The 24,419-nt window shown below is 61.8% G+C and carries 29 protein-coding genes, 1 tRNA gene and 1 pseudogene; 16 read left to right on the top strand and 15 right to left on the bottom strand.

Annotated features, from left to right (window positions below; translation table 11 throughout):
- Nucleotides 1-11: 11 nt before the first annotated feature.
- The 7 genes and pseudogenes from NDI72_RS07610 to NDI72_RS07585 all read left to right on the top strand — a co-directional run bounded on the left by NDI72_RS07610 (nt 12) and on the right by NDI72_RS07585 (nt 7,379).
- On the top strand, nt 12-515 hold the full coding sequence (locus NDI72_RS07610; protein WP_283800103.1) for an NlpC/P60 family protein: 504 nt from the start codon (nt 12-14) through the stop codon (nt 513-515).
- The gene (locus NDI72_RS07605; protein ID WP_283800102.1) at nt 515-4,426 is read left to right on the top strand and encodes a baseplate multidomain protein megatron; all 3,912 of its coding nucleotides are present in this window, start codon (nt 515-517) and stop codon (nt 4,424-4,426) included. Before NDI72_RS07610 ends, NDI72_RS07605 begins: the two co-directional genes overlap by 1 nt.
- 9 nt (nt 4,427-4,435) lie before the next feature.
- Nucleotides 4,436-5,179 (top strand): DUF2793 domain-containing protein, encoded by a 744-nt coding sequence (locus NDI72_RS07600; RefSeq protein WP_283800101.1) that lies wholly within the window; start codon nt 4,436-4,438, stop codon nt 5,177-5,179.
- 147 nt (nt 5,180-5,326) lie between these two features.
- Nucleotides 5,327-5,530 (top strand): Com family DNA-binding transcriptional regulator, encoded by a 204-nt coding sequence (locus NDI72_RS07595; RefSeq protein WP_283800100.1) that lies wholly within the window; start codon nt 5,327-5,329, stop codon nt 5,528-5,530.
- Nucleotides 5,511-5,978, top strand: a pseudogene (locus NDI72_RS21990) (DNA cytosine methyltransferase); the annotation flags it as partial. The gene NDI72_RS07595 and the pseudogene NDI72_RS21990, both read left to right, overlap by 20 nt.
- A gap of 1 nt (nt 5,979) precedes the next feature.
- Nucleotides 5,980-6,414, top strand: a complete 435-nt coding sequence (locus tag NDI72_RS21985) for a hypothetical protein (RefSeq protein WP_349632267.1) — start codon at nt 5,980-5,982, stop codon at nt 6,412-6,414.
- 122 nt (nt 6,415-6,536) lie between these two features.
- A complete protein-coding gene (locus NDI72_RS07585; protein WP_283800098.1) occupies nt 6,537-7,379 on the top strand; it encodes a hypothetical protein in 843 nt (280 codons plus the stop codon).
- Nucleotides 7,380-7,410: 31 nt separating this feature from the next.
- Here the strand turns inward: NDI72_RS07585 and NDI72_RS07580 are convergent, their stop codons facing one another.
- On the bottom strand, nt 7,411-8,067 hold the full coding sequence (locus NDI72_RS07580) for an SOS response-associated peptidase (RefSeq protein ID WP_283800097.1): 657 nt from the start codon (nt 8,065-8,067) through the stop codon (nt 7,411-7,413).
- A gap of 90 nt (nt 8,068-8,157) precedes the next feature.
- On the opposite strand from NDI72_RS07580, the gene NDI72_RS07575 reads away from it, so the two are divergent.
- Nucleotides 8,158-8,646 (top strand): DUF6998 domain-containing protein, encoded by a 489-nt coding sequence (locus NDI72_RS07575; protein ID WP_206994792.1) that lies wholly within the window; start codon nt 8,158-8,160, stop codon nt 8,644-8,646.
- Nucleotides 8,647-8,994: 348 nt separating this feature from the next.
- Here NDI72_RS07575 and NDI72_RS07570 read toward each other — a convergent pair whose 3' ends face one another.
- Both NDI72_RS07570 and NDI72_RS07565 read right to left on the bottom strand, forming a co-directional pair.
- A complete protein-coding gene (locus tag NDI72_RS07570) occupies nt 8,995-9,243 on the bottom strand; it encodes a hypothetical protein (protein WP_283800096.1) in 249 nt (82 codons plus the stop codon).
- A 508-nt stretch (nt 9,244-9,751) separates the two neighbouring features.
- A complete protein-coding gene (locus NDI72_RS07565) occupies nt 9,752-9,937 on the bottom strand; it encodes a hypothetical protein (RefSeq protein ID WP_283800095.1) in 186 nt (61 codons plus the stop codon).
- Between NDI72_RS07565 and NDI72_RS07560 the strand changes: the two genes are divergently transcribed.
- The 6 genes from NDI72_RS07560 to NDI72_RS07535 all read left to right on the top strand — a co-directional run bounded on the left by NDI72_RS07560 (nt 9,936) and on the right by NDI72_RS07535 (nt 14,053).
- On the top strand, nt 9,936-10,262 hold the full coding sequence (locus NDI72_RS07560; protein ID WP_206544645.1) for a hypothetical protein: 327 nt from the start codon (nt 9,936-9,938) through the stop codon (nt 10,260-10,262). The genes NDI72_RS07565 and NDI72_RS07560 overlap by 2 nt on opposite strands.
- Nucleotides 10,263-10,474: 212 nt before the next feature.
- Nucleotides 10,475-10,957 carry a DUF411 domain-containing protein gene (locus NDI72_RS07555; protein WP_113154241.1) on the top strand — a complete coding sequence of 161 codons (483 nt, stop codon included), beginning with the start codon at nt 10,475-10,477 and terminating at the stop codon, nt 10,955-10,957.
- Nucleotides 10,958-11,087: 130 nt separating this feature from the next.
- Nucleotides 11,088-11,582: a c-type cytochrome gene (locus NDI72_RS07550; protein ID WP_283800094.1), complete on the top strand. Its 495-nt coding sequence runs from the start codon at nt 11,088-11,090 to the stop codon at nt 11,580-11,582.
- A complete protein-coding gene (locus NDI72_RS07545) occupies nt 11,579-13,096 on the top strand; it encodes a multicopper oxidase family protein (RefSeq protein WP_283800093.1) in 1,518 nt (505 codons plus the stop codon). The genes NDI72_RS07550 and NDI72_RS07545 overlap by 4 nt, the downstream gene beginning before the upstream one ends.
- A 223-nt stretch (nt 13,097-13,319) precedes the next feature.
- Nucleotides 13,320-13,592 (top strand): heavy-metal-associated domain-containing protein, encoded by a 273-nt coding sequence (locus NDI72_RS07540; protein WP_222473803.1) that lies wholly within the window; start codon nt 13,320-13,322, stop codon nt 13,590-13,592.
- Nucleotides 13,593-13,768: 176 nt separating this feature from the next.
- Nucleotides 13,769-14,053 carry a hypothetical protein gene (locus tag NDI72_RS07535; RefSeq protein ID WP_113154245.1) on the top strand — a complete coding sequence of 95 codons (285 nt, stop codon included), beginning with the start codon at nt 13,769-13,771 and terminating at the stop codon, nt 14,051-14,053.
- A gap of 13 nt (nt 14,054-14,066) precedes the next feature.
- Here NDI72_RS07535 and NDI72_RS07530 read toward each other — a convergent pair whose 3' ends face one another.
- From NDI72_RS07530 to NDI72_RS07520, 3 genes are all read right to left on the bottom strand, one after another.
- Nucleotides 14,067-15,167: a GGDEF domain-containing protein gene (locus NDI72_RS07530; RefSeq protein ID WP_113154246.1), complete on the bottom strand. Its 1,101-nt coding sequence runs from the start codon at nt 15,165-15,167 to the stop codon at nt 14,067-14,069.
- A gap of 142 nt (nt 15,168-15,309) precedes the next feature.
- Nucleotides 15,310-16,881, bottom strand: coding sequence for an exodeoxyribonuclease VII large subunit (gene xseA / locus NDI72_RS07525; RefSeq protein WP_283800092.1), 1,572 nt, complete (start codon nt 16,879-16,881; stop codon nt 15,310-15,312).
- A gap of 70 nt (nt 16,882-16,951) precedes the next feature.
- Nucleotides 16,952-17,914, bottom strand: coding sequence for a LysR substrate-binding domain-containing protein (locus tag NDI72_RS07520; protein WP_113154248.1), 963 nt, complete (start codon nt 17,912-17,914; stop codon nt 16,952-16,954).
- A 195-nt stretch (nt 17,915-18,109) separates the two neighbouring features.
- Between NDI72_RS07520 and NDI72_RS07515 the strand changes: the two genes are divergently transcribed.
- On the top strand, nt 18,110-18,412 hold the full coding sequence (locus NDI72_RS07515) for a DUF1127 domain-containing protein (protein WP_283800091.1): 303 nt from the start codon (nt 18,110-18,112) through the stop codon (nt 18,410-18,412).
- A gap of 112 nt (nt 18,413-18,524) precedes the next feature.
- Here the strand turns inward: NDI72_RS07515 and yacG are convergent, their stop codons facing one another.
- The 8 genes from yacG to NDI72_RS07475 all read right to left on the bottom strand — a co-directional run bounded on the left by yacG (nt 18,525) and on the right by NDI72_RS07475 (nt 22,912).
- Nucleotides 18,525-18,722 (bottom strand): DNA gyrase inhibitor YacG, encoded by a 198-nt coding sequence (gene yacG / locus NDI72_RS07510; protein WP_113154250.1) that lies wholly within the window; start codon nt 18,720-18,722, stop codon nt 18,525-18,527.
- Between the two features lies 1 nt (nt 18,723).
- Nucleotides 18,724-19,356 (bottom strand): Maf-like protein, encoded by a 633-nt coding sequence (locus tag NDI72_RS07505; RefSeq protein WP_113154251.1) that lies wholly within the window; start codon nt 19,354-19,356, stop codon nt 18,724-18,726.
- A gap of 28 nt (nt 19,357-19,384) precedes the next feature.
- Complete coding sequence (infA, locus tag NDI72_RS07500) at nt 19,385-19,603, bottom strand: translation initiation factor IF-1 (RefSeq protein ID WP_006200926.1); 219 nt, start codon at nt 19,601-19,603, stop codon at nt 19,385-19,387.
- 127 nt (nt 19,604-19,730) lie between these two features.
- A complete protein-coding gene (locus tag NDI72_RS07495; RefSeq protein ID WP_283800090.1) occupies nt 19,731-20,177 on the bottom strand; it encodes an arsenate-mycothiol transferase ArsC in 447 nt (148 codons plus the stop codon).
- A gap of 37 nt (nt 20,178-20,214) precedes the next feature.
- The gene (locus NDI72_RS07490; protein WP_113154253.1) at nt 20,215-20,700 is read right to left on the bottom strand and encodes a UPF0262 family protein; all 486 of its coding nucleotides are present in this window, start codon (nt 20,698-20,700) and stop codon (nt 20,215-20,217) included.
- Between the two features lies 1 nt (nt 20,701).
- A complete protein-coding gene (locus NDI72_RS07485) occupies nt 20,702-21,145 on the bottom strand; it encodes a DUF2948 family protein (protein ID WP_206993884.1) in 444 nt (147 codons plus the stop codon).
- Between the two features lie 19 nt (nt 21,146-21,164).
- Nucleotides 21,165-22,454 (bottom strand): UDP-N-acetylglucosamine 1-carboxyvinyltransferase, encoded by a 1,290-nt coding sequence (gene murA, locus NDI72_RS07480; RefSeq protein ID WP_113154255.1) that lies wholly within the window; start codon nt 22,452-22,454, stop codon nt 21,165-21,167.
- A gap of 254 nt (nt 22,455-22,708) precedes the next feature.
- Entirely contained in the window at nt 22,709-22,912 is a 204-nt protein-coding gene (locus NDI72_RS07475; RefSeq protein ID WP_113154256.1) for a hypothetical protein, read from the bottom strand.
- A 243-nt stretch (nt 22,913-23,155) separates the two neighbouring features.
- Here NDI72_RS07475 and NDI72_RS07470 point away from each other — a divergent pair.
- Nucleotides 23,156-23,230: transfer RNA gene (locus NDI72_RS07470), tRNA-Thr, on the top strand.
- Between the two features lie 59 nt (nt 23,231-23,289).
- On the opposite strand, the gene NDI72_RS07465 is transcribed toward NDI72_RS07470, so the two are convergent.
- Nucleotides 23,290-24,402, bottom strand: a complete 1,113-nt coding sequence (locus tag NDI72_RS07465; protein WP_283800089.1) for a tyrosine-type recombinase/integrase — start codon at nt 24,400-24,402, stop codon at nt 23,290-23,292.
- Nucleotides 24,403-24,419: the final 17 nt, after the last annotated feature.

The following is a 24,419-nucleotide window of genomic DNA, read 5'->3' as shown; positions in this document are numbered from 1 at the left end:
ATGCGCGGGTAATGGACCGGGATCGCGCGTTCCGCCGGAAGATCGCGGCCGTGGCGCGCAGCTACGATGGCGTTCCCTATCGTCACCAGGGAGCGGACCGCCGCGGATGCGACTGCCTGGGGCTGGTGCGTGCGGTCTGGCGCGAGCTTTACGAAGACGAGGCGGAGATCCCGCCAGCCTATGGTCCCGGATGGGCCGATGCCAGCGGCGTTGAAACACTTTTGAACGCCGCTGGAAGGCATCTTGAAGCGCGTCCGGTTGCCGCCATGGCACCGGGCGATCTGCTCGTCTTTCGCTGGCGCCCGCACCTGGCGGCGCGACATTGCGGCATTCTGGTTGCAGATGATCGCATGATCCATGCCTATGAGTCCGCCGGCCGTGTCGCCGAAGGGCATCTCGCCGAGGCTTGGCGGAAGCGGATCGCCGGAGTGTTCGCATTTCTTCGCCCGCCGGAGGGCTGTAGTTTTACGAACAGCTCGCTGAATGGCAGTGCCGGCACCGCGGAGAACAGCTGATGGCCACCATCTTTCTCGGCGTGGTGGGCGCTTCGATCGGCGGGACCTTCGGCGTGATTGGCGGTTTGGTCGGACAGGCCGTCGGCGCCCTTGCGGGGTCCTTTGCCGACCGCGCCATTGTCTCTGCCCTGACCCCGCCCGTGAAACGCGAAGGGCCGCGCCTGACCTCTACCGACATCCAGACAGCGACCGAAGGCTCGGACATCGACCGGGTCTATGGACGCGCCCGTGTGACAGGAGAGGTTTTCTGGGCAACACGGTTCGAAGAGGTTTCGAGAACGGAGCGCTCAGGCGGCAAGGGAATGAAGCCGAAGGTCGAAGTGACCACCTATCACTACTATGCCAATTTTGCCGTGGGGCTTTGCGAAGGACCGATTGCCGGGATTGGTCGCATCTGGGCCGATGGCAAGGAGATCGATCAGACGGAAATCGAGTTTCGAGTGCACAAGGGCACAGAGACACAGGCCGTCGATCCTCTGATCGAAGCGAAGGAAGGTTCGGGAAATGCACCGGCCTATCGCGGGCTTGCCTATCTCGTCTTCGAACGCCTGCACCTGGAAAGCTATGGCAATCGCCTTCCCCAGATTGCAGTTGAGGTCTTTCGACCGACCGGTGCTCTGGAGCAGATGGTTCCGGGGGTCGCGGTCATCGGCGCCAATGAAATGGGATTCGAGACAGAAGAAGTTCGCGTTATCGACTTCTTCGCCGGCGGCATTGCCCTGAACCGGCATACGAGGGTTGACGCCTCCGATTGGCTTGCGTCGATGAACCGGCTGCAGGATCTGGCACCCAATGTCCGGCAGGTGCTGCTTGTTCTGCCCTGGTTCGGTGACGACCTGAGGTGTGGCTCCTGTAGCTGCCGACCAAAGGTCGACAGTCAGGACAAGGCAACCAATGTTGTGTGGTCGGTGGCCGGGCTCTTCCGTTCCTTTGCCGATCTCATCTCCCTAGCACAGGGTATTCCCGCCTATGGCGGCTCGCCATCCGATCAGGCCGTGGTCACGGCAATCCGCGATCTCAACGCACGTGGTATATCGGTTACTGTCGTGCCCTTTCTCATGATGGATGTGGCGGAGGGCAACGCACTGGCCGATCCCTATTCGGACCATGCTTCCTCGAGTGGTCAGCCTGCCTACCCGTGGCGCGGCCGCATCACCTGCTCGCCGGCGCCTGGCTTTGCGGGATCGCCTGACAAAACTGCCGGAGCGGCCGGCCAGGTGTCGGCATTCGTGGGAAGTGCAAGCGCTTCGGATTTCTCATCCAGTGGCGAGGCTGTCGAATATTCCGGACCGGAGGAATGGTCCTATCGCCGCTTCATTCTCCATTACGCGAAGCTGGCAGCCATCGCCGGCGGTGTCGAGAGTTTTCTGATTGGCACAGAAATGCGTGGGCTGACACAGGTGCGATCTTCGGCTGGCGCCTATCCCTTCGTCAACGCGCTGAGATCGATTGCTGCAGAAGTGCGCTCTCTTCTGGGCGGGAGCGTGAAGATTGGCTATGCAGCCGACTGGTCGGAATATCACTCCCACCGCCTGGCGGACGGGACCGGAGATGTCTGGTTCAATCTCGATCCGCTATGGTCGGATGCGAACATCGACTTTATTGGGATCGACAATTACCTGCCGATCGCGGACTGGCGCGACGGCACTGGCCATCTCGACTACAGCCCGAACGGGCCGACCACCATCTATGACCGCACCTATCTGGCCTCGAATGTCGAGGGCGGCGAATATTACGACTGGTTCTATGCCTCCGATCCGGATCGCAGAGCGCAGACAAGAACGCCGATCACCGATGGCGCTCATGGCAAGCCCTGGGTATTCCGCCAGAAAGATATCCGCGCATGGTGGGCGAACGCTCATGTCAACCGGCCGGGCGGCAGCGAGAGCGGCGCACCGACCGGATGGGTGCCTGAAGCAAAGCCAATCCGCTTTACGGAGCTCGGCTGTCCCGCGGTCGACAAGGGGGCAAACCAGCCGAATGTGTTTGTCGACCCGAAATCTTCGGAAAGCTTTTATCCGCACTTTTCGAGCCGGGCGCGCGACGATGCGATGCAGCGTGCCTTTCTTGAAACGGTCATCAGCTACTGGTCCGAAAACAACCAGATCTCTTCCGTCTATGCCGGACCGATGATCGAGACGGAACGGACCTGCATCTGGGCGTGGGATGCGCGGCCGCATCCGTCCTTTCCACAGGATCTGCGCTGGGGCGATGCGGCGAACTGGGAGCTGGGTCACTGGATCTCGGGTCGTCTGGGCACGGCACCCGGCACGGAGACCGTGCGCACCGTGCTCGAGGATGCAGGGTTTACATACCACGAGGTGGCACCGTTGCCGACCGTGGTCGAGGGTATCACCACGGGCCGCGTATTGTCGGCGCGTGCGATGCTCGAGGCGCTCCAGACCGTCTATCAGTTCGAGGCGGTGGAGACCGGCGGACGACTGAAGGTCTCAGCCCGGTTGGGAGCCCTGTCGGTGGCGACCCTCGACGATGGTGATCTTGCCGTATCAGCCGAGAGCGGGGAGCGGCCCGATCGCTTTCGGCAGACACGGGCACAGGAAACCGAACTGCCGGCAGCCATCAAGCTCTCCTATGGCGATCCCGGCCGCGACGACCAGCCGGCATCGGCTGAGGCGCGGCGCTCGGCTGGCGGTTCGCGTCGTGTTCTGGAGATCGGCCTGCCGGCGATCATGGCAGAGGGACAGGCAACCCGGCTGGCGGAGATCGAGCTCTCGCGGGTCTGGATCGCGCGCGAACGGGCGGAGTTCGGCCTGCCGCCTTCCATGTTGCGGCTCGATCCGGGAGACGTGGTCGACTTCCTGCCGACCCGCACGACGCTGCGCCTCGCGGAGATTCATGATGCCGGCCTGCGCCGCGCCGAAGCGCACCGGGTGGATCCGCAGGCGGCTGCCCCGGTGCCGCGCGCCTCTTCGGCGCCGCCCAGCCCGCCGGTCACACTCTATCTTGGCGCACAGCTGACGCTGATCGACGGACCGCTGCTGCGCGATGGCGATGCCGATGACGCCGCTCATATGGCCGGGGTGATGAAGCCCTGGCGGGCAGGCATGGCAGTCTACCGTTCGGCCGACGATACGGATTTTGCCCTCGATACACTCCTTGTCACGCCCGCCACCGCCGGAGTCACTCTGGAGGACCTCTATGCAGGGCCGATCTGGCGCTGGGATCGCGGAAACACGCTGACCGTACGGCTTGTCTCAGGCGCGCTCTACTCAGCGACGGAGCGTCAGGTTCTGGACGGCGCAAATGCGGCACTGGTGGAAAACGAAGACGGCGAATGGGAACTTCTCCAGTTCGCCGAGGTGGCCGCGCTGGGAGACGGCGCCTTTGCACTGACAGGCCTGTTGCGGGGGCAGCGGGGCACGGAACACGCCATGCGCGCGCCGGTTCCTGCCGGCGCGCGCTTTGTGCTTGTCAATGAGGCGCTGCAGCAATGGACGCTGGATGCCGCTGCCATCGGCCTCTCGCGCAATTGGCGCTTTGGCCCGGCCGACCGGGACATCGCTTCGCAGGATTACGATCAAGAGGCGTTCACGTTCAGAGCAAAGGCCCGGCGCCCGCTCTCGCCTGCAAGGCTGAAAGGCCACCGGATCGCCGCCACAGGCGACTGGCAGCTCACCTGGATCCGGCGCACGCGGATCGGCGGCGATGCCTGGTCGGAAACCGAGGTGCCGCTTGGCGAGGAAGAGGAGCGCTACCGGCTTGAAATCCTCGACGGACCGGGCGGGAGCGTGCTGCGCGCTGTCGAGCCGACCGAGGCGGGTTTCCTCTACACCGCCGCCCATCAGACCGATGATTTCGGTTCACCGCAGACGGGTTTTCACGCCCGCGTTGCCCAGCGCAGCGCCCGCTATGGGCTCGGCATCTGGCGCACCGGATTTGTTTATGACTAGGAGGCTCCCATGGTCGATACGACAAAACTCCAACTGCCCCTGATCGCCGCCGACCAGGCCCAGAAACATGTGCCGGTGAATGAGAGCCTGCTGCGCCTCGACACGCTTGTGCAGATGGCAGTGATGGATCGGGATCTGACGGTGCCACCGGGAAGCCCCGCCGATGGCGATGCGTACATTCCCGCTTCCGGTGCAACCGGGGCATGGCTCGGGTGGGATCTGAACATCGCAGTCTACAGCGGCGGCGCCTGGGAAAAGCTTGCGCCGCGCGCCGGCTGGCTTGCATGGACAGAAGATGAGGCGCAGGCGCTGATCTTCGACGGTGCGGACTGGACGACGCTTGCAGATGCGCTCGGCCTGATCACACGCTCTGCCGCAACCACGGTGAGCGAAGGGGCGGCCGGCAGCGCCAATGCGATCGTCTCGGCCGAAGAACTGCTTGCCGGCCTCTCCGGTGCGAGTGTCGACACGACCATCACCATTCCCAACCGTGCGATCGTTTTCGGGGTCTCGACAAGGGCAGTGACGGAGGTGACCGGTGCCAGCTCATATGATTGTGGCCTCGCAGGCGAAACCTCGAAATTCGGCGGATCGCTTGGTGTTGCAGCCGGCTCAACCAATGCCGGCGTGATCGGCCCTCAGGCCTTCTATGCCGACACGCCCATACGCCTAACCGCCAATGGTAGCGATTTCACCGGCGGCGCGGTGCGTGTCGCCATCCACTATTTTCTGCCGACGGTGCCGCAATCCTAGAGGCAGCATCACGGATGGCCAGCGCCCGAAAGCGCCGGCGGCGGGCCTGTCGCCAAACAAACCCCGCCCGACGATAACCAAAGATAACCGCCGCACCCGCTGCCCTTTCGGGCGAACGGAGTGTGGCCGTGATCGGGTTAAATCGAGATGAAGGATGTTCGCTGTGGCCGATGCCGCGCATTGCTCTTCAGGGCGAACAACGATAGGAGCGAGATTGAGATCAAATGCCGCCGATGCGGCACGATCAATCATCTGAGGCCGGTCGAGCCCGAACCGGAACGCCAGGAGCGTCCGCCAAGGGAAAGCTCGTGTGGCTCTATCTCCCCCCGGAATGCCTCGACCGCAGGATGAACTCAAAGGCGTCGCGCTTTGTGCTGGCGTTGGCGGACTGGAGCTCGGCCTCCATATCGCAGAACCCGGATATCGGACTGTATGTTTCGTCGAGCGGGAAACCTTCGCTGCGGCCACCCTCGTGGCCCGGATGGAAGACCAGGCCCTGGATCACGCGCCTTTATGGGACGACCTTGCCACCTTCGACGGCCGCCCATGGCGCGGCAAGGTTCATATCGTCACTGGAGGTTATCCCTGCCAGCCCTTCTCCTGTGCGGGCCGCAAGCGCGGCGCCCGCGACCCAAGGCACTTGTGGCCACATATCCGGCGGATTGTCGCGGAGATCGAGCCCCGATGGTGTTTCTTCGAGAATGTCGAAGGACATCTCGATCTGGGATCCGCCAGGGTCATCAGCGACCTTCGCAAAATGGGCTACCACGTCAAAGCGGGCCTGTTCTCGGCGGCTGAGGTTGGCGCTTCACACTTTCGCCGGCGGCTCTTCATTGTGGCCCACGCCAACCCGCAGCCTCTACTGCAACCGGATCGAGATGGAGCTATCGGAACAGGGATTGAAGCTTCGCCACGATCCGAACCAGACGGGAAGCCAGGTCGCGATAGGCAAGGCGGCAAAGCTCTGGACGATGATCTGGCTGATTGTCACGAGTTGCGCGGAGATGCCGAAGTCCTTCAACTTCCGCTCTTCGCACCCGCTCCATCTGAGTTTGACCGCTGGGGGGAGATACTCGGCCGGCGACCTGACCTTCAACCCGAACTTCTCGGACTGGCTGATGGGGTGGCCGATCGGATGGACCGCGCCCAGGCAGCCGGTAACGGAGTGGTCAGCCTGGCTGCAGCATATGCGTGGCGCACTCTCAAGGCTGCCCATTTGCGGGGGCGCTGACTGAGCGCAGTGCTCAGGATGCCGCAAGCCATGGTTGCGGTTGGTGATTGTTCGGGCAAGGATATTTCTATGGTGAAGTGATTCTTGGTTCACCTGCCATATGAGGGCGAAAGAAGAGACTGGGTGATGGGGCAGCATAGCAACGACAAAGTTGAACGCTCGCCACGAGCGTTGTGGTGGGCCGTCGGTCTGTCGGCCATCTGGGTGGGAGTCTTAGCGATTGTTGTTTCCCGATCCAAATACTGCCCAACCGGCGCTCCCTGGTGGGATGTTGTAAGTCGTTATTTCGCTTGTCGAAGCGCCAATGAGATCGGAGATTTCCTTGCCGGAGCCTCTGCTCCGTTGGCGTTCATTTGGCTTGTTGTGACCGTACTCGTCCAAGCTCAGGAGTTAAAAGCTCAGCGGAAGGAATTGGCGCTGACACGTGAGGAGTTCCAGTTAAATAGAGAGGTCGCAGATGAGACTCGCAAGGAGATTGCCGCACAGGCCGAAACAGCTAGGCGAAGCGCTGAACTCGTCGGCATGCAAACGAAAATTCTGAGTGATCAGCATGCTCAGCAACAGAAGGTGGTCGCGGACGAGACGTTTAAGGGATTGTTGGAGCAACTAGAAATATTCTTGGCTTCGCGTTTTCACCAAGAAGCTCGCTACATTCGGCCAAAAGCAACGTTGCCTGACAGGAATTTTCATGAGGGCACGATCACCGGTGACCACTTTGTGCGCCTGTCGAGACGGAGCGGCGATATTATTCGTAGAGTGAACAGAATTCGCGAGCATGAAAAGTTAGAGCTTTGCAGCATAAACCAACACAGCGTTGGGTTGTTGGAACTGTTGAAGGAGCATCTTGCCGCCCTCTGCAACATGCTGGACGAAGCGAGCCCTGTTTCTCGCACACTTGCGGATACTGTCAGGTTGCTGGAGTTGCAACAAACCGTCGAAGAAGTCCTCCAAAAAATGAAACCCGCTTAGCCTTCCCCGTACGAAACGTTCTAGTAAATTTTCAGTTGGGCACCTCCGGCGCCTCAACCACTATCAACCCATCATCACGCAGCGGCCTTTGCAATGCCTTGGCTTCATCCCAGGGCGCTCTTAACCATGTGTCCATCTCGTCTTTCGTCGTGAGAATGACAGGCATGGCCTTCTTGTGCACCGGTTCGACGACGGCGTTCGGCTCGGTGGTGAGAAATCCGTAGACCTCGTGGTCGTCCGGCTCCTCCCTCGCCATACGCTTGCCGTGCCATGCCGTCCAGAGCCCGGCGAAGGCGAAGAGCGGCCGATCCTCCCTCAAGGCAAACCACGCATTCGGCGTGCGCCTGTCGCCTTCCTTCCGGCTGCCGGGATCGGGTTCGGCAAAACTCGTTGCAGGCACCAGACACCGGCTTTCAGGTGATAGCCATTTGCGCCAGTGCGCGGACCCGGTGTTGCGGATATTCGTGACGCCGCTGTCATGCTGGCCCTTGATGAACATGGGCGGTGTCGGCATGCCCCAGCGCGCACGCACCAGTTCGCGCTCGCCATCCTCTCCAATCCGCGCGATCGGGGCATAGCGGTTTGGATAAACCTGCAGGGAGGGCTCGTTGAAACCGTAGTCCCGGAGGGTTCCGACAAACTGCCGCAACGCCTCGCGCGTGGTGGTCACGTTGTAGAGATTGCACATGGCCGGCTCGTTGGAGGTTTGCGCTGTTTGTTGATATTAGTTGTCGGGCCGTGGGGTTGGTCAAGAACGAACTGGTTGGAGGGCGCGCTGATGTCGATATTCAGGAAGGGGGCTAAGCGTACGATCACTTTATCGAAGGCTATGATGGAAATCGCGAGGGCGCAGGAGCGTCTAGCCAAAGAGTCTAAGGGCCTGAAGAAATTTACCCTAGATGGGATGCTCGTTGGCGACATTGGAGAAGTTCTGGCGCATAAACACTTTGGCATCGAGATTCACAAACCTATTCGTCACGGTGTCGACGGGGTCTGTCCACGCGGATACCCTGTTCAGGTTAAGGCGACCGGAACTGGGGGCGGACCGGTACTGAATCTGTCGTATCCTCTGCAGACAGATCAACGGCTCTTGTTCTTCGAACTCGATTTCAAAACTGGTAACGCCCATGTCATCTTCAATGGCCCAGAGCAAATTGCGAGAAGCATGGTGCCGCCGACTAGTACAAGTAGACGCCTGACGCCCAAGCAAATCCGAAAGGCCGATCTGCTCGTCGACGACAAGGATCGAATTCCGCGTGTGCGATAGGCAGGCTGCGCCTCAGCGTGTCTCTTTTCCGATCACAAGAATCTTATTGCTTCGATGGTTTCCGCAGCGGCGGCACCGAAGTTTGCTTTCGAGATCCACCATGAAAGCTCGCTCGCCCCAGTGATTGCGCAGCTCATAGCGTTCGAGCTGTGTTAAGTTCTTACAGTGGATGCAGAGTGCTCCGAGTTTCCACCATCGGGCAATGTGACCCAACCGGATCATATGGCGGTTCCTGCCTGGCAGAAGTTCTGAATAATCCATCGGCCTGAATTGACCCATTTACGGCTCCGCGCACTGACAGGCGCCGCATCGCCCTGCATTTACCATTCATTCGCTTCATCCAACGTTTTATCGCTGCCCTGTGCCCGCCCGCATATAGCCCCAGCTCACCACGTCTTCGAGCGCCTTGATACGACCGGCCAGATAGTCATTCTCGCCCATCAACGCAGCCACCGCCTCGCGAGGATCACCGCCGCACGATTCGATGAACGCCTCTGCGGCCGGCCCATAAGGGTCTCGTTTCTTCGCCGGGTCGGCAGAAACCGCTTCGCCCGCTTCTGCTGCGTTGTTCGTTTCGCGGGTCTGCGTCATGCCCATCAGCTCTCTTCTCGCCAATCATTGTCTTCGGTTTTGCCGGCATCGACCGGTATCAAGCCGGGCTTGCCAGTGGTGAAGTTGAGGAAGACTTCCACTCGACCTCGTGGCCGCCCGCAAGACGGCAGCATGCTCCTGCTCGCGGAAGCGCAAAGTCGAGACACCTACCGCTTTATTCAGCGGCAAGCCGATAGTGTTCCCCAGGAGCATTCATGCCCCGGGGTTGAGCACCAATCAGGCGGTTGTGGCGATCTTCATCAGTGAGAAGAATTTAATACAGGTGGGCCGGTTGAGTCTAGCTTTTGTTCTCATTGTGTTCTCACTCGCCGTATGGCTGTGACGAATGAGACAATGAGTTTTGCAAAGCGAACGTCCGGAGCAATGTGCGGGAAACGGCGAGGCATATCCTGTTAGGAGGAATACCGCTGAGAATATGAAACGATCCGCCGGCCCCGCAGCTTCGATGCTGGAGGATCGAGAATGTTGAAACGCCGTTCAACGGATCAAAAAATCATTTTGAATTGATGCCAAGTGAACTTGCGCGTTCGCGCCAACTGAAATTGCGCGCTACACTTTTGCGGATAGCGGTGTTGCGCGCGTCGGGCGCAACATTGAACGCCTCCAGACCCGGTTTCGGTGTCGCATGCGCCCGGTTTTTATGGATTTCCCGGCCATGGCGCGATACATAACGCTTCATGAGAAGGTTTCTGGCCGTCCTGCTTCTGATCGTTTTCGCCTTTGCGGGCGCGCTTCCCGCAATGCAGACGGCGTTTGCGGCTGATTCGGTCGCCGCCACGGAAACGGCCGCGCATCCCGCTGATTCTTCGATGATGGATTGCTGCGGGCCGGCCAGCGATGGCGCGATGCCCTTCGAGATGAATTGCGCAATGGATTGCCATTACATCGCGCCCTTCCAGGTGCAGCAGTTCCACGCCACGGTCTCTCCGCTTGCCAGCATGCCGACCGTCACGCTTCACCAGCCCGTCCCCTTACGTCTCTTTCGACCGCCCATCCTCGCCTGATCGCTTTCAGCGCCGGTATCCGGCGCATTTCAATCAGTCGAGAGAGGATAGCGGTCTCCAGAAAGGTGTGCGCCTTGGCGCTGCCTTAGGGCATGAGCCCGCCACCTGAACCCGGTCGCGCAAGAGCGGCCCCGGTGGCGCGCATTCTGGCCCTCTGGACGATTTCAGTTCCTGTCGCGGCTCTCCCCGAGATCATTCGAAAGAGAACCACAATGAAGAACGCCATCCTGAAGCAGATGCCTGCCGCCGCACTTGCCCTTTCAACGCTTCTTGGCGCGGCCCATGCCGCTCCGGCAGACAGCGACAAGACCATCACCGTCTACAAGACGCCGTGGTGCGGCTGCTGTGAAGTGTGGGTCGAGGCCATGGAAGAGGCCGGCTACACGATGAAGGTGACCGACCTTGAAGACCTCTCCAACGTCAAGAAACAGGCCGGTGTGCCTGACGCCATGGGGGCCTGTCACACGGCGGTGATCGGCGACGAGCGCAAATATGTGCTTGAAGGTCACGTGCCGATCGAGGCGGTGGAAAAGCTCATGTCCGAGAAGCCGGACGTGAAGGGCATCGCCGTTCCGGGCATGCCGATGGGCTCGCTGGGCATGGGATACGACCCTGAGGCCGAATACACGGTCTACACATTCGACGGATATGCCGACACCCAGCCGGGCGTCTTCCTCGAAACCGGCAAGAAATGACCCTGCCGGGCATTCGGGCCGGGGCGCATTGCGCTCCGGCAGCAGGCATGACCGTCGCCGTGACGGTCCTGTCTTCGCAGGCACCGTATGATGGCGGCGGCTCCGGTTTTCCCGTTCAGGCGAGGCAGGCATGCGTGCAGGCTCGGTCTTAGTCGTTCTGGGCGTCGCTTTCGCGGTCGCTCTATCGGCGGCGCTCTGGCTGGTGCTGGGGGAGGGGGCGGCGGAGGATGCTGCTCTCCTGAAGCCCGATGACCGGCAGCTCGTTGCGCGCGGCAGGGACGTCTACGCGGCCAATTGCGCCTCGTGCCATGGCGCAGACCTCGAAGGCGAGACCGCGGACTGGCGCACGCCCGGGCCGGATGGTTCCATGCCCGCGCCACCCCATGACGAAACCGGGCATACCTGGCACCACAATGACACGCTGCTTTTCGCGATAACGAAACACGGTGTGGCTGCGGCAGCCAATCTCGACGATTACGTTTCGGCAATGCCGGTCTATGATGGCATTCTGTCGGATGAGGAGATCGTTGCGGTGCTGTCCTACATCAAGAGCACCTGGCCCGATGAGATACGCGAGGGCCACGACGAACTGAACGCGCGTTCCGCGCAGGAGCGAACACGATGAAACGACGTCACTTTCTCACAGGTGCAACCGCGCTGGCTGCGATAGGCGCTGCCGGCATCGTGCTGCGACCCTCATTGCCACCCGCCGCAGCCCTTGCCGCAGACCGCGCGCCGCTGCGCATGCCGACGCTGATCGACACGACTGAGACCGGTCGTTTCGAGGTGGTGGCGCAGACCGGGCAGACGGATTTCGGCGGCGGGCTGAGCGCCCAGACCATCGGCTTCAACCAGTCCTATCTCGGACCCGTCGTGCGCATGAAGAAGGGGCCGCTGGAGGCCAGGGTAGGCAACACGCTACCGATCCCCGTCAGTGCGCACTGGCATGGCCTTCTTGTGCCCGGAGAGCATGATGGCGGCCCGCATCTGCCCGTGGAGCCCGGTGGCGAGTGGGTTCCCGACATGGAGATCGACCAGTCGCCCTGCACCGCGTTCTTCCACACCCATATCCATGGCCGCACGGCGCGTGATGTCTATGCCGGGCTTGCCGGCGCAATCCACGTCACCGATGGTCTGGATGACGAGCGCGGCCTGCCGTCCACCTATGGCGTCGATGATCTGACGCTCCTTTTGCAGGACCGGCGCTTCACGCAGGATGGCGAACTCGCCTATGCAAGTTCCATGATGGACATCATGCATGGCATGACCGGCGACACGATGCTCATCAACGGGCAACTCGATCCGGTGGCCGTGGTGCCGAAATCCATCGTCCGCCTGCGGCTGATCAATGCGTCGAATGCGCGGATCTATTCGCTCTTCTGTGATGACGGGCGGCCCATGCATCTGGTTGCGACGGATGGCGGCTATCTGCCGGTACCCGTGGCTTTGGAGACCCTGCGCCTGTCGCCGGGCGAACGGGCCGAGATCCTTGTCGATTTCTCCGACGGTCGGGCGATGACGCTTGCGAGCGATGGCGATCCCAATTCAGGCATGGGCGGCATGATGGGACGCGCGCTTGGCATGGTGGACAGGGTCACGGGGCTGCGGCAGTTCCCGGTTCTTCCGTTCACTGTCGATGAGCGTCTTGAAGGCTCGATCAAGCGTCTGCCAGACAATCTCGGCGGCATCCGCCCGGATCATGACCCGGCAAAAACTGCCGCAACGCGCCGCTTTTCGCTCGATATGGGTATGGGCGGCGGCATGGGGGGTGGCATGGGCGGCAGAGGCATGGGGGGCAGTGGAATGATGGGGGGCTTCTCCATCAATGGCCGCCCCTTCGAGATGGGGGTGATCAATGAGGAAGTGGAACGCGGGACGACGGAACGCTGGATCGTGACCACGAACATGCTCACGCACCCGTTTCACGTCCATGGCGTGTCGTTTCAGGTGGTCAGCGTCAACGGACGCGAACCGCGGCCGGAAGACCAGGGCTGGAAAGACACGGTTCTTGTCGATGGCGAAACGGAGCTGCTGGTGCGGTTCGATCACCCGGCGAGCAGGGACACGCCCTTCATGTATCACTGCCACATTCTCGAACACGAGGACGCCGGCATGATGGGGCAGTTTACCGTGAGCTGAGCGCGGTGCTTCAGGTGACGCCGCGCTGGCTATTTCATCAGATACTTGACCAGCGCGGCGATCGCCAGAATGACCAGAACACCAATCAGCAGCATCCAGAGACCGCCGAACCCCATCATTCCCGTGCCCATGAAGTCGTTCATCATGATGTCTTCTCCTGTATCGGCCTTTGCAGGGTAGAGGTTCCATCTGCTGGAAGGTCAAGCGTGAGGGCGAAAGGCGATTGACCTTCCGGTTACTGGAAGGATTAGCTTCATCGAATCGAGACGATCTTCACCTGAAGGAGCAGCAAATGGTGACGTTGAATGTGCCTGACATGACGTGCGGGCATTGCGCAAAAGCGGTGACCGAAGCGGTCAAGAGCGTGGATTCGAATGCAGCGGTCAATGTCGACCTGGAAACGAAGACGGTTCAGATCGACAGCCAGAGCGCCGATGCCGCCGTCATTCAGGCGCTCGACGCGGCCGGCTATCCCTCGGACGTGAAAACGGCCTGAGCGGACACACCAATGAAATGGCAAAGGGCGGTGAGCTTCTGTTCGCCGCCCTTTTGCATGAGCGCCGTTAACCGGGCAGGCTTGCGCATCGGGCCCGGCGGCCTATCCTTGGAGCATGGTTTCGGGCCCGCGCGTTGCGGTGCTCCGGGCAGTTTACGGGCGCTCGGGGAAGTCGAATGAGAGATCTGTTTCGACTGTCACGCTATCACTGGCTGTTTCTGTTCATGGTCATGGCGCTGTGCGCCTTCCTGACGGCGTTTCTCTCGTTTCAGCTCATCAATGTGGCCATGGCCAATCTGGATTTTCTGCTCAGGCACGGCCTGATGGGGATCGCCGATGGCGGTCTCCTGCAGTTCCTTTCCATTCTCGCGAAAGGGTTTTTGATCGTGCTCTTCTATTTCGGCTTCAAGGGCATTGAGGCCGAACTCCTGCAACGCTGGCGCAATCCGCGTCAGAAGTGAAGCGGCTCCAGTCCTATGCCGCGATGGCGATTTCAACGCGGTTGCGGCCGGCAGATTTTGCCCGGTAGAGCGCCATGTCGGCGCGCTTGAATGCGGCTGAAAATGGCTCGGCAGCATCTTCGCCATTGTTGGCGTAGACGCCAATGCTCACGCTGATCCGGATTTCCGCGCCGTCCTCGTGCAGATAGGGCGTGGCCTCGACGGCCTTGCGCAGGCGCTCACCGAGGTTGAAACCGCGATTGGCGTCATGCATCGGCAGGACGAGCGCAATCTCTTCGCCGCCGAAACGCGCCACAAGGTCGCTCTGGCGCACATTGGCGCGCACCAGTGCAGCCAGATGCTTGAGCACTTTGTCGCCCACATCATGGCCGTGGACATCGTTGATCTGCTTGAAGTGATCGATGTCGATCAGCATCAATGTGCAGGCCTCGCCCCGTCGCATGGCGGAATCCATGATGTTGGGGCCGCGCATGTCGAACACGCGCCGGTTGGCGAGGCGGGTCAGTGCGTCGGTGGATGCTTCGCGCGTCAGCGTGTTCTCGCGCTCATATTGCTGGCGCTGGCGCTCGACAATGCCGCCGACGAGCATGGTGCCGAGCACGTTCATGAGCAGCATGACCGGGCCGACATTGGAGAGAAGCGCGATTGCCGTCTCGTATGGCAGAACGAACATGGAGAGCAGCGACAGGCCGGAGACCGCGCCGAGAAGGCCGAATGTCGGAAGGCTGATGCGCTCGCGCTTGAAGAGCATGGCGAAGGCAAGGCCTGCGCCTGCGCAAACCAGAATGCCGATCGCGCCGGCGATCGCACCCGCCCCGCCGATCCACAGGCGGAAAGCGATGGCTGCAACGGTGGTGAGACCGAGCGTGAGCCAGCCGCCGAAGCTCATGGCGAGAATTACGAAGGAGTTGCGCAGATCGAAGATGAGGCCGGGCGCCACCTGAACCGGCAGCGACATGGAGCCCACCGCACCGGCGGCAAACACCACGGCGATCAATGCGTGGCGCGTTGCGTCATTGGGGCTGCGACGCAGAACGATGTCGTAAAACAGCGCGGCAATTGCGGCGATACCCAAATTCTGCAAGACGCCGGAAATCAGAAGCGCTGTACTCATTGCATTATCCTTGCTCTCTCGGGACGCTAGGTAGACAAGGTTTCAATGCGGTAAAAGAGGTGGTGTGCCAGAAGCACCCGTCACCGATTTTTCAACCGCGCACCAGAGCATTCCCCGTGCGTCCGAATGAACGCAGGGCGAACTAGAAGAGGCTCCCCTGATCCTTCGGACCTTTGTCCGAGGGTTTGGGTTTCTTCGGGCTGGCTGCGACCTTGCGGCCGTCGCTGGCGGCAACCGCGCGGGTGGTCCCGTCGGCAAACTGTATCTGGAGCTCAAGGCCGGGCTGGATGTTGCGCGCCCGCTTGATGGGAAGGTCGTCAGGCCCGCGAACCAGCGCAAACCCGCGCTCCAGAACGCCTTCGTGGGACAGGGACTTCGCCAGACGCATGGCCTGATCGGCGCTTGCGTGACCCTGTTTGAGCTGCATGGCGACCTGTGTGTCGGCCCGGCGTTCGGCCTGTGCAAGGCGGTCGCGCCAATGCACGATGCGCTGCCGGAGCGCCGTCGGGGAGACGCGCGCGGCATCGCGGTCGAAGCGCGTGCGCTGGGCGCGCACAAGGGCGAGGAAGACGCCTGGCAGGCGTTCGCCGGAGGCTGCGGTGCGTCGTCGCACCTCGCTCAGACGGCGCTCCAGCGTGGCTGGTGACAGCCGCACGCCATTGAAGGTCAGTCGCTTGCGTTGCGTCGCGGCGGTGAGCGCGCGGCCGAGCCGGCCAGCGGCCTCATCGAAGCGACGGCGCGGCAGGGCCAGAAGCTGGTCGGGCGAGGGCAGGGCGCGTGACAGCGCCTGCAGCGCCTGCCGCTTGCGGTCGCCTTCTCGCGAGACCGCGCCTTTCAGCCGGGCGGAAAGCCGGGCAACGGAGGCTTCCAGATCGGCCTTCACCGGCACGGCCATCTCGGCAGCACCCGTCGGTGTGGGCGCGCGGCGGTCCGCCACGAGATCGATCAGCGTCCAGTCGGTTTCATGGCCGACGGCGGAGATGACCGGAATGTCCGAGGCCGCGACAGCACGCACCACGGATTCGTCGTTGAAGCCCCACAGGTCTTCCAGACTGCCGCCGCCGCGCGCAACGATCACGAGGTCGGGGCGCGGCAGTGGTCCGCCTTCGGGCAGGGCGTTGAAGCCGGCCACGGCGTTGGACACTTCATCGCCCGTGGTCTCGCCCTGCACACGAACGGGCCAGACGAGCACATGAACCGGAAACCGGTCGGAGATGCGGTGGATGATGTCGCGGATCACCGCGCCCGTGGGTGACGTGACGACGCCGATGACACGCGGCATGAAGGGGATGGGCTTCTTGCGGCTGTCCTCGAAGAGCCCTTCTGCGGCGAGCTTCTTCTTGCGTTCTTCCAGAAGCGCCATCAGCGCGCCGGCGCCGGCCGGCTCCACGCTTTCGATGACGATCTGGTATTTCGACGAGCCCGGATAGGTGGTGAGCTTGCCGGTGACGATGATCTCAAGCCCTTCCTGCGGCAGGAATTTGAGCTTGGAGAAGACGCCGCGCCAGATCACGGCTTCAAGCCGGGAGCGGTCGTCCTTGAGTGCGAAATAGGCGTGGCCGGATGAATGGGGCCCGCGATAGCCGGACACCTCGCCGCGCACGCGCACATGCCCGAACCTGTCTTCCACGGTGCGCTTCAGCGCACCCGAAATCTCACTGACGGAGAATTCCGCAACATTGCTCTGCGAATCGGCTGGGCGTATCTTTTCCATAATTTCCGATTGAGACGTTCCGGGTCCACGGGGTCAAGCCCGCGCCATCTGCCGTGCCCCGTCGCCCGCCTCACCAGCCATTCAGCAAATGGCCGGGGCGCAGGCGTTTGTTGCGCGAATTCAGGAACGCAGCGTTGAAATCATAGCTGCCGTTTTCTTCCAGAAAGGCGGGGACAGAGAGATTGTCCAGGCTCTCGGAGATGTGGCGCGCCAGCGCGTCGATGATCTCGGCCTGCCCGGTGTGGCCGCGCATCAGACCGATATGGCAGTCGGGCAGCGCCTTGAAGCCATCGGCCTCTCCCAGAACGCGCATGCCGGGGCGCAGGGCGCATTCGGGCAGAACCGAGATGGCGAGCCCCGACAGAACCGCCGTGGCGATGACGGTTGCCGAGAAGCTGGTGAAGAGGACGCGATAGTCGCGGCCCTCCTCTTCGAGGGCTGCGCAGGCCGTGCGCCGCCACAGGCAGTTCGGCCGCCCAAACGCCATGGGCAGAACCTCGCGTTCATGGACCGTGTGATTGGCCGAGCTGACCCACAGGATCGGTTCGCGGCGCACCGGCTCCGATCCGCCTCTGGAATCATCATGCGTGACAAGCGCCAGATCGAGCGTTCCCTTGCGGATGTGCTCGACCAGATTGGATGTCGGTTCACAGGCGACCGAAAGCTCGACACGCGGGTTGGAACGCGAAAAGCGCGCCATGATCTCCGGCAGGAAGCGGTCGGCGTAATCATCGGGCGTGCCGATGCGGATATGGCCTTCCAGGCTGGCGTCATCAAAAGCGGCCAGCGTCTCGCGGTTCAGCCGCAGCATGCGGCGCGCATAGGCCAGGAGGCGCTCGCCATCCTCCGTCAGACGATTGGTTCTGCCGTCCTTCTGAAACAGCGTCTTGCCGATCCGCTCTTCCAGCCGGCGCATCTGCATGGACACGGCAGACTGGGTGCGGTGCACCTCTTCGGCGGCCCGCGTAAAACTTCCCGTATCGGCAATCGCGATGAAGGTTGCGAGCTGGTCGAGGTCGAGTGGGGCGGCCATGGATCAATCCATCATTGAAGCTGATGATAAAGATTAGAAACATTCGTTCGACTAATCAATAAGCCTTTGACACTATCTCGCTGTCTTCGGAAATGGCCTGCCCGTGCCTTCTCAACCCCCTGGCCAACCCCCTGGCCAAACCCTGTCAGGGCAAGCCGTTTCCCAGTGTCACCGCCGATATTAAGGATTTGTTCGATGCCACGCGCTCACACCGATGCTCTCGCCGTAACCGCTGTCCCGCAGCCGGCTGGCGTGGTGCGTGCGCTCACGGTGTCGCTATGCGCCAAATTCACGGGCCTCTTGAGCGCGCGCCGCGCCGCGCGTCAGCTCTCGGAAATGTCCGACTGGCAGCTCGCCGATATCGGGCTGACGCGTTGTGACGTTGATACCGCCGCGCTCAGTGTGCCGCGCGCCCAGGTGACGCAACGGCTACAGACCGTCGCTCACGAGCGGGCGCGTATGGCGGCCATTCATGGCGCAGCCGGACACAAATCGTGAGTTTCGAGCGTTTTTCTGATCCCAAGCAGGCCTGACTCCCGCATGCCGGTTCCCCCCGGCAGCCTGCCACTTGCCCGGTCCTCTGGACCGGGCTTTTTTATGCGTGGAGACTTCAGGCGGTGTCGTCGTCGTCCTGATCGAGCGGGCGACCCGGAAGGACATAGCTGCCCGACAGCCAGCGATTGAGGTCGACGTTCTTGCAACGCTTGGAGCAGAAGGGATAGTGCGCGCGCAGCGATTCCTTGCCGCATTCCGGGCAGGGACGCTTGGGGCGCAGCGGCGTGACCTTTTCTTTCTGGTCCTGATCCATCTCAGCGCGCTCCCAGTCCGGACAGCCAGTTGAAGTGTACCTTGTAGCCCTCGGCGACCAGAAGGTTGACCGTTTCATAGAGGGGCAGGCCGACCACATTGGTGTAGGAGCCGACCAGTTTGACGACAAACGTGCCTGCGAGCCCCTGAATGGCGTAGCCACCGGCCTTGCCGCGCCACTCGCCCGAAGCGAGATAGCTTTCCAGCTCCTCATGCGACAGGCGCTTGAAGCGCACGCGCGTCTCGACGATGCGCTGGCGCACCTTTCCCGACGGCGTGATGAGGCAAAGCCCGGTGTAGACCCGGTGGGCGCGGCCCGAGAGCAGCTGCAGGCAGTTGGATGCCTCGTCCACCATTTCGGCTTTGGGCAGGATCCGGCGGCCAACCGACACGACCGTGTCTGCGGCCAGCAGGTAATGACCTTCCGCCTCGCCATCCTGCGTCAGGCGCTCATGCGCCTTCTCCGCCTTGCCAAGCGCCAGACGGCGGGCAAGCGAGCGGGGATGTTCGCTCTTCAGCGGCGTTTCGTCGATATCGGCAGGCGCAAGGCGGTCCGGCTCGATGCCCGCCTGCTGCAGGAGTTCGACGCGGCGGGGCGAGCCAGAGGCCAGCACGAGTTTCTGCAGTGCGCTCATTGCAATGTCACCGACCGCGTCAGACGGCTTACTTGAAGCGGTAGGTGATGCGGCCCTTGGTCAGGTCGTAGGGCGTCATCTCGACGAGCACCTTGTCACCCGTCAGAACGCGGATGCGGTTCTTGCGCATGCGTCCAGCGGTGTGGGCGATGATCTCGTGTTCGTTTTCCAGCTTCACGCGAAACATCGCGTTGGGCAGCAGTTCGGTGACCACGCCTGGAAACTCCAGGACTTCTTCCTTTGGCATCCGTTACCTTCGGCTCTTTTAGGATATTTCCGGCCGACGACCGGAATTTGGCGCGGAACCTAGCCCATTCATCACCCTTTGTGAACAAGCCAAACCCCGGCAAACGTGAATTTGTGTCGGAATTGTTTCACGTTTCGAAGCGCTGGGCGATGGATGCGGCCAGACGGTCGCGCACATCGCGGTAGGCAGCGATGATCTGGTCGCGTGTGCCGCTGACCACGGTGGGGTCCATCGTCGGCCAGTATTCGACGTCAGCCGCGATGGTTCGCGTCATGTCGAGGGCGCGGTGATGCGCCTCTGGCGACAGGGTGATGATCAGGTCGAAATTGGTGTCAGCCAGCTCTTCGATGGACTGCGGCTGGCGCGTGCCCAGCGAAAGGCCCTTCTCGTCCAGCACAGCATCGACAAAGGGGTCGCGCTCGCCGGCGCGAAGGCCGGCAGACGCCAGAAACACGCCGGCTGGCAGGCTTTGCCGCGCCAGCGCCTCGGCCATGGGGGAGCGAATGGCGTTCATGCCGCACAGAAACAACACCGATTGCGGCGCACGCTGTTTCTCCGCGACGCCGGGGCTCATGACTGCACCCTGCCGTGGCAGGTGCACATGACGCGCCTCAGCCCCGCCAATGCAGCACGCAAACCAGGGTGAAGAGCCGCCGGGCGGTGTCGAAATCGACCTCGATCTTGTCTTTCAGGCGATCCATCAGGGTTTGCGATCCCTCATTGTGCAGACCGCGCCGGCCCATGTCGATTGCCTCGATCTGGCTGGGCGTGGCGCTACGAATGGCGTCGTAATAGCTTTCGCAGATCATGAAATAGTCTTTCACGATGCGCCGGAAGGGGGTGAGCGACAGAATGTGCGTCACCACGGCCTCGTCATTTTCACGGGAGATCGCGAAGACCAGGCGGGAATCGACAAGCGAGAGTTTCAGCTTGTAGGGGCCGTCCTTCTTGTCGCCGACGGGCCGGAAACAGTTTTCCTCGACCAGGTCGAAGATCGCGACCGCCCGTTCATGCTCGACATCGGGCGTCCCGCGGCCAACGGACTCATCGAGTTCGACATCGATCAGACGTGCCGTATCGGAGTCCGGACAAGCCATGTCAGACGTCGTGGCTTGGTCGGCTTGGCGTTTCCCACGCCGCGCCGAGATCGGTGAGCCGCGCCTCGATACACTCGACATCGAGGCGCAGCGCGGCATCGCCGGAGAAGATCAGTTCGACCACCCCCGACGGTTCCTGCGCAGGAATGAAGTTGATCGCCAGAAGCGAGAGAACGTCGTTCGGCCGGTTGCGGTCGATCCCTGCCGTGCGCACGGACTGGACCCGGTCGAAGTGAAGAACGCTGCGGCGGCGCTCATGCGGGGACTGTCTCAGGAAGCTGCGCTTGGTCTCGTTTTCCCAGACAAAGCGGTTGAAGGCCGCTGCAAAGCGCCGGTTCGACGGCTCGAATGCAAGATCGCCAACCTTGACGACCGCGTCCTGCAGGTGCGCCGAAAGTATGCCGAGATCGACATCGTCGAGCGCTACGAGCTTGAGAAAATCCATGTTAACGCGCCACTCAGGTTCAGCTTGAAATACGCTCGATCACTGCGCCACAGGCGGAGAGTTTTTCTTCCAGCCGCTCAAAGCCGCGATCCAGATGATAGACGCGGTTTACCTCTGTCTGGCCCTGTGCCGCAAGGGCAGCGATGACCAGCGATACCGAAGCGCGCAGATCGGTGGCCATCACCGGCGCGCCGCGCAGCTCCGAAACGCCGTCCACTACCGCGGTCTGGCCCGAAAGCGAGATATTCGCGCCCAGGCGCGCCAGCTCCTGCACGTGCATGAAGCGGTTTTCGAAAATCGTCTCGGTGATGTGCGAGCGCCCCTTGGCCATGGTCATCAGGCCCATGAACTGCGCCTGCAGATCGGTGGGGAAGCCGGGAAAGGGCTGTGTGGTGATGTCGACCGGGTTGATGCCGGCGCCATTGCGGCGCACGCGGATGCCGCTGTTGGTGCGGGTGATCTCTGCGCCGGTCTGTTCCAGCGTGTCGAGCACGGCTTCCAGAAGGTCTGCCTGCGCGCCCTCGAGCATCACGTCGCCGCCGGTCATGGCAACGGCCATGGCGTAGGTGCCGGTCTCGATGCGGTCGGGGATCACGCGATGGCGCGCGCCCGAAAGGCTGGTCACGCCTTCAATGGTGATGGTGTCCGTGCCGGCGCCAGAAATCTTCGCGCCCATGGCGTTGAGGCAGTCGGCCAGATTGACGATTTCTGGCTCGCGCGCGGAATTCTCCAGCACCGTCTCGCCCTTTGCGAGTGCTGCGGCCATCATCAGCACATGCGTTGCGCCGACCGAAATCTTTGGAAACACGTAGCGGTTGCCGATGAGGCCGTTCTTGGCCTTCGCGTTCACGTAACCCTGCTCGATCTCGATCTCCGCGCCCAGCGCGCGCAGCCCGTCGATGAAGAGGTCAACAGGGCGGGTGCCGATGGCGCAGCCGCCGGGCAGCGAGACGCGGGCCACGCCCATGCGCGCCAGAAGCGGTCCGATCACCCAGAAGCTCGCGCGCATCTTCGAGACGAGCTCGTAGGGAGCCGTGGTGTCAACGATGCTGCGGGCGGTGAAATGGATGGTGCGCGAATAGCCCTTTTGCTGGTTCTCGCGGCGACCGTTCACCGAATAGTCGACACCGTGATTGCCGAGAATGCGGATCAGGCTTTCGACGTCGGCCAGATGCGGAACATTGTCCAGCGTGAGCGTGTCGTCTGTCAAAAGCGACGCGATCATCAGCGGCAGCGCTGCGTTCTTGGCGCCCGAAATCGGCAACGTGCCATTCAGCTCGTTACCACCGGTTATGCGTATGCGGTCCATCCGTTCTCACTTTCCGGGCGCTTGTTTCGACATCGTCTGATCGTGGGCTGTCCCCGATTTGCCGGCAGCGATCTGCCAGCCCCGACTTGCCTGAATACGCCGATTGCCTTGCGGTATCGTAAAGGAATGCTTGATCGCGGCGGAATTGGAGCATGCGACGCCGCGAAGCGTTTGCCGCAAGACGTATTCGTTTAAATTGGTCCTAAAACATGGCCGCGCGCTGCGCAAGGCGGGGAATGCGTCGTGAAACGCCGTTATTCTTCCGATTCCGCCGGGCTCGATTGCAGGCCTTCGGGGCGCTGGTCTGCCTCGCCCTGACGGCGCGAGCGCGCCTGGGCCTTGCGGCGGGCGAGATTGGCGCGCAATTGCGCTGCGAGGCGATTCTTGCGTTCTTCATCGCCCTTGCTGCCGACGACGGGCGGATTCTGTTTATCGGCTTTGCTCACATGAGGCTCCATGTCAGTTGAAACCGCCTTTCTATGGCTTTCTCAGGGCGCGCAGAGAGCGCCGTTTGGGCCGGCTTTGGCGGCAAATTTCACAAGCTTCTATCAAACTGTGCAATTGAATGCGAATGTGCGCTTGCGCAATGCTTTTCATTGTGGCAGAAGTCCGCCGCATCACAGAGACAGACGCAGTTCTGTTCGTGGTGAGCGAAACGCAGACGCATCAGCCGTCACCCCGGCGTTTCCGCCTTATGGCATGCTGCCGTAGCTCAGGGGTAGAGCACTCCCTTGGTAAGGGAGAGGTCGAGAGTTCGAATCTCTCCGGCAGCACCAGTAAATCAAGCACTTAGCGATTATCAGTCATTCTGTCATGACAGAAACGATGACAGAAACTACCGCCTTCCGATCCTCGATGCGATGTCGCCCTGGAAGTCTGGATGGTGGTGGCCGTAGACATCCTCGATCATTTTCAGGCTTGTTCCGGCATACTCTGCAACGTCCCATGGCTCCGCCCCGCTCTGCATCATCCATGTCACGGCGGTGTGCTTGAGAATGTGCGGCGTCACTTCCTTCCCCAGTCCGGCATTTGCTCGGGCCTCTTCCCAAGATTTGCGCTGAGCTTTCACCGGTTTCCCTCGGAAGTGGATCACGAACGGGACCGCCTTGCGGTCCTTGTCCTTCCGCATGTCGTCGGCCTCCCATCTTCGCAGGAACCCGGCGAGCCGGTCAGGGATGCGAATCGGTGGCCGGCGCTTTCTGGTCTCGGCCTCATCTGCTCCCCGGCGATGAATGACGCCGGCTTCGGTATCCACGTGCCCGCCAATGGTGTTTTCCACCCATCCAAGGCGGCGCACCGCGCCGGATCGTGTTGCGGTGTAGATGCTGATCAGGATGAAGCGCTGCAATGCGCGGGCCGAATCTCTCTCTTCCAGGTTCCGGGCGGCCCGAAGAAGGCGCGCGACCTCCTCGCGCGTCAGCCAGCGTGTCCGCGCAGGTGATTGCTTCGGCAGGGTGACGACAGGGAGGGCGTCCAGGGGCGTTTCGGCGTGATAGGCGTTGATGGCTGCCCGGAGCACCGTAAGCTCGCGCCTGGCGGTCTCCCGTGACACGAGCTTGGGCTTTTTGGATTTGGTGGCCTGCCGGATCGGCTGCGATGCCCGGTGCTCCACATAGGCCTGGCAGGTTGAGCGCTTCACCTCGGAGAGAGGCTTAAGTCCCCACCAGCCCAGCAGGCGCTCGATTGAATAGCTCGATGTCTTGGAGCGCTGTCCGCCCGCGATTTCGCGAGCGTAATAGGTCAAGACGTCTGAGACGAGGAGCGCAGAGGAACGACTGTCTGACGGCGGCTCGTATTTTTCTTCGATGTATTGCTGGAGCCTTCCCTCAGCGCTCTCGCGCTCCTCAAGGCTGCAGCCAGTGCCACGCTTGACCGATCCGTCTCTGATGAACCAGAGGCCGGCTTTCTTATCGAACCAGAGGCGGGCGCCTTTTGCTGGACGCGGCATTTTTCCCTCATCTCCAT

This window comes from Nitratireductor sp. GZWM139, assembly GCF_030068685.1.
Classification (GTDB): domain Bacteria; phylum Pseudomonadota; class Alphaproteobacteria; order Rhizobiales; family Rhizobiaceae; genus Nitratireductor; species Nitratireductor aquimarinus.
The sequence above is the reverse complement of the archived record's forward strand: the minus strand, read 5'-3'. Positions and strand labels throughout refer to the sequence as shown.

What these genes read in the sequence shown, in the direction of transcription:
- NDI72_RS07485 (WP_206993884.1), bottom strand. Translation starts at nt 21,145, where the DNA reads ATGGATTTTCTCAAGCTCGTAGCGCTCGACGATGTCGATCTCGGCATA.
- NDI72_RS07530 (WP_113154246.1), bottom strand. Translation starts at nt 15,167, where the DNA reads ATGAGTACAGCGCTTCTGATTTCCGGCGTCTTGCAGAATTTGGGTATC.
- murA (WP_113154255.1), bottom strand. Translation starts at nt 22,454, where the DNA reads ATGGACCGCATACGCATAACCGGTGGTAACGAGCTGAATGGCACGTTG.
- yacG (WP_113154250.1), bottom strand. Translation starts at nt 18,722, where the DNA reads ATGGATCAGGACCAGAAAGAAAAGGTCACGCCGCTGCGCCCCAAGCGT.
- NDI72_RS07515 (WP_283800091.1), top strand. Translation starts at nt 18,110, where the DNA reads ATGCCACGCGCTCACACCGATGCTCTCGCCGTAACCGCTGTCCCGCAG.
- NDI72_RS07520 (WP_113154248.1), bottom strand. Translation starts at nt 17,914, where the DNA reads ATGGCCGCCCCACTCGACCTCGACCAGCTCGCAACCTTCATCGCGATT.
- NDI72_RS07600 (WP_283800101.1), top strand. Translation starts at nt 4,436, where the DNA reads ATGGTCGATACGACAAAACTCCAACTGCCCCTGATCGCCGCCGACCAG.
- NDI72_RS07550 (WP_283800094.1), top strand. Translation starts at nt 11,088, where the DNA reads ATGCGTGCAGGCTCGGTCTTAGTCGTTCTGGGCGTCGCTTTCGCGGTC.
- NDI72_RS07490 (WP_113154253.1), bottom strand. Translation starts at nt 20,700, where the DNA reads ATGGCTTGTCCGGACTCCGATACGGCACGTCTGATCGATGTCGAACTC.
- NDI72_RS07605 (WP_283800102.1), top strand. Translation starts at nt 515, where the DNA reads ATGGCCACCATCTTTCTCGGCGTGGTGGGCGCTTCGATCGGCGGGACC.
- NDI72_RS07545 (WP_283800093.1), top strand. Translation starts at nt 11,579, where the DNA reads ATGAAACGACGTCACTTTCTCACAGGTGCAACCGCGCTGGCTGCGATA.
- NDI72_RS07560 (WP_206544645.1), top strand. Translation starts at nt 9,936, where the DNA reads ATGAGAAGGTTTCTGGCCGTCCTGCTTCTGATCGTTTTCGCCTTTGCG.
- NDI72_RS07575 (WP_206994792.1), top strand. Translation starts at nt 8,158, where the DNA reads ATGTCGATATTCAGGAAGGGGGCTAAGCGTACGATCACTTTATCGAAG.
- NDI72_RS07475 (WP_113154256.1), bottom strand. Translation starts at nt 22,912, where the DNA reads ATGGAGCCTCATGTGAGCAAAGCCGATAAACAGAATCCGCCCGTCGTC.
- NDI72_RS07595 (WP_283800100.1), top strand. Translation starts at nt 5,327, where the DNA reads ATGAAGGATGTTCGCTGTGGCCGATGCCGCGCATTGCTCTTCAGGGCG.
- infA (WP_006200926.1), bottom strand. Translation starts at nt 19,603, where the DNA reads ATGCCAAAGGAAGAAGTCCTGGAGTTTCCAGGCGTGGTCACCGAACTG.
- NDI72_RS07505 (WP_113154251.1), bottom strand. Translation starts at nt 19,356, where the DNA reads ATGAGCGCACTGCAGAAACTCGTGCTGGCCTCTGGCTCGCCCCGCCGC.
- NDI72_RS07555 (WP_113154241.1), top strand. Translation starts at nt 10,475, where the DNA reads ATGAAGAACGCCATCCTGAAGCAGATGCCTGCCGCCGCACTTGCCCTT.
- NDI72_RS07580 (WP_283800097.1), bottom strand. Translation starts at nt 8,067, where the DNA reads ATGTGCAATCTCTACAACGTGACCACCACGCGCGAGGCGTTGCGGCAG.
- NDI72_RS07565 (WP_283800095.1), bottom strand. Translation starts at nt 9,937, where the DNA reads ATGAAGCGTTATGTATCGCGCCATGGCCGGGAAATCCATAAAAACCGG.
- NDI72_RS07610 (WP_283800103.1), top strand. Translation starts at nt 12, where the DNA reads ATGGACCGGGATCGCGCGTTCCGCCGGAAGATCGCGGCCGTGGCGCGC.
- xseA (WP_283800092.1), bottom strand. Translation starts at nt 16,881, where the DNA reads ATGGAAAAGATACGCCCAGCCGATTCGCAGAGCAATGTTGCGGAATTC.
- NDI72_RS07465 (WP_283800089.1), bottom strand. Translation starts at nt 24,402, where the DNA reads ATGCCGCGTCCAGCAAAAGGCGCCCGCCTCTGGTTCGATAAGAAAGCC.
- NDI72_RS07495 (WP_283800090.1), bottom strand. Translation starts at nt 20,177, where the DNA reads ATGAGCCCCGGCGTCGCGGAGAAACAGCGTGCGCCGCAATCGGTGTTG.
- NDI72_RS07585 (WP_283800098.1), top strand. Translation starts at nt 6,537, where the DNA reads ATGGGGCAGCATAGCAACGACAAAGTTGAACGCTCGCCACGAGCGTTG.
- NDI72_RS07570 (WP_283800096.1), bottom strand. Translation starts at nt 9,243, where the DNA reads ATGGGCATGACGCAGACCCGCGAAACGAACAACGCAGCAGAAGCGGGC.
- NDI72_RS07535 (WP_113154245.1), top strand. Translation starts at nt 13,769, where the DNA reads ATGAGAGATCTGTTTCGACTGTCACGCTATCACTGGCTGTTTCTGTTC.